General features: G+C 34.2%; 1 protein-coding gene and 1 pseudogene. Both read right to left on the bottom strand.

Going from position 1 to position 1905, the window contains the following annotated elements; all coding sequences use genetic code 11:
* Nucleotides 1-88: 88 nt before the first annotated feature.
* A complete protein-coding gene (locus ACY2RU_RS17455) occupies nucleotides 89-823 on the bottom strand; it encodes a DUF7003 family protein (RefSeq protein WP_490139765.1) in 735 nt (244 codons plus the stop codon).
* A gap of 231 nt (nucleotides 824-1054) precedes the next feature.
* Nucleotides 1055-1905, bottom strand: a pseudogene (locus ACY2RU_RS17450) (hypothetical protein); the annotation flags it as partial.

The following is a 1905-nucleotide window of genomic DNA, read 5'->3' as shown; positions in this document are numbered from 1 at the left end:
TTAAAGATAGGATTTTTTGTAATGACAGGCTAGGGGAGTTCACAAAACTCGCCATTGGCTTTATACGGTGTTACCAAACGTACTTTATTTATAGTGTTCCTCCATCTGGCCAATTTTTCCAATGATTATTCGGTTTATTTGTTGGTTTGTAAAATTCTGTTTTTCCAGTTTCCAAGACTTTTGCTATTTGTTTAAAAGTCTCGTTTTTGCTCGGAAGTTCAGAATCTGCACAGTCAGGATGATACCATTCCGTTAATTCCATAATTTTCGGTAAATCAGATGGGATTCGTTCTCTTATTTCTTTTTCAGTTGCCTCAAATTCATTATTGTATTCAGGCTCTAAACCTCTCATAAATTCCCAAACAAAAATTTTATCTTGCTCCTCGAGTTCAATTCCTTTATTCAGATAAAATTCTCTATAGTGATTAATGCTAATTTCCTTTTTGCGCAAAATCATAGTTTTTGCTTGTGGGTTTAAACTTTCCAAATATTCCTCGTCAAAAGTCGAGTTGTCAGAGCTGTTGTCCGTTATATATAAGAAATTCCCATTGTCAGTTCCAGGTTCAGTGTCAATACAATTCCCGAAAATATGTAGACAGTTAGAAATTCCATCGTGTCCTCCACCACGATAATTGAATCCAATTACTTCGATTATTAAAGTCCAACGTTTTTCATCTCGGTAAGCACTCAATTTTGAGTGAATTGGATAAACGTATCCATTGTCCAAGATAGGAAACGTGAAATCTTCAGCACATTTGTCAAGTTGCTTTAGTATTTCCTTTGCTGAATATTCCTGTTTTTTCTTAAATCCGAAGATGTTCATTCGTATGTTTGGTAACGTGTTTGTATAATGCCAGTGGCGGTTCTTGGCTCGCTGTGGCTCAACCAAATTTGTGGACACAAATGTTGGCAGCGGCGCCGACGCGTGCGACTCGGAAGCCACGGCGAAGCCGTTTGCGAGTTTATTCGGTTTTAAAGATAGTTTATTTGTAGGAAATCAAATTCGATAAGCAGCAAACCCGCCATTGGCTTTATACGGTGTTGTAAAACGTATTTACTCACGATATTCAATTTCTCTTTCCCAAATCAGATTTAATATTCCTTTGGAAATTCTTTTTTTCGTTATCCAATTACCGTGTTCATCATAAACATATTCAAATGCTGTTTGGTGAGTTTGTTCCCCACTTTCGTCAAACCAATTCTGAACCAAAAGGTTATTCATTTCATCATATTCAGACACAAATTTCATTTTAGAACCGTCTGCTCGATTTAAAAACTGGATTGTTTCGTTTCCTGTTTTATCGTATTGGTAAATTCGTTTATCTTTAAGACTTCCGTCAGGATTGTACCGAATTTGTTCAATTTTATTTCCATCAGCGTCAAATTTGTATTCGTATTTTCGAGTTTTATCTCTTTTTAAATCCTCAGTAATCATCTCCGTTTGACTGTTTTTGTCATCAAATCGATTTATCTGTTGATTTGTTAATGTACTGTCGCTATCATAAGTCAAGACTTCTATCAGATTTTTGTTTTCGTCATATTCATAAGTCCAATAGCTTTTAATTTTGTTATCTGAACTTTTGCTTATTCCCTTAATAGCCTCTCCGACCTCATCCCTCAAATAAAATGTCTTTTGATAAAGAGTGCCGTCACGATTATAGCGACAATTTTCAATTATTTTTTCGTTTTTATCGAATATTGAATAAGTGTCAAAATTTGAAGGAAAAATACTGTCACGACTTTTAAACCCGTCATTTTCATCATATTTATATGAGTATTCTTTCGTCATTTTTATAATCTGTTTGTTATTGTCATTATTAGTCTGTGCAGCTAATTCTAGTCCGCAAAAACAAATTAAAGATCCGATTATCAATTTCTGTATATTTTGTATTTTCATATGTTTTA

Source organism: Ulvibacter sp. 2305UL32-6, assembly GCF_058148545.1.
Note: the sequence above shows the minus strand (reverse complement) of the source record. Positions and strands in the feature narration are given on the sequence as shown.

What these genes read in the sequence shown, in the direction of transcription:
- ACY2RU_RS17455 (WP_490139765.1), bottom strand. Translation starts at nt 823, where the DNA reads ATGAACATCTTCGGATTTAAGAAAAAACAGGAATATTCAGCAAAGGAA.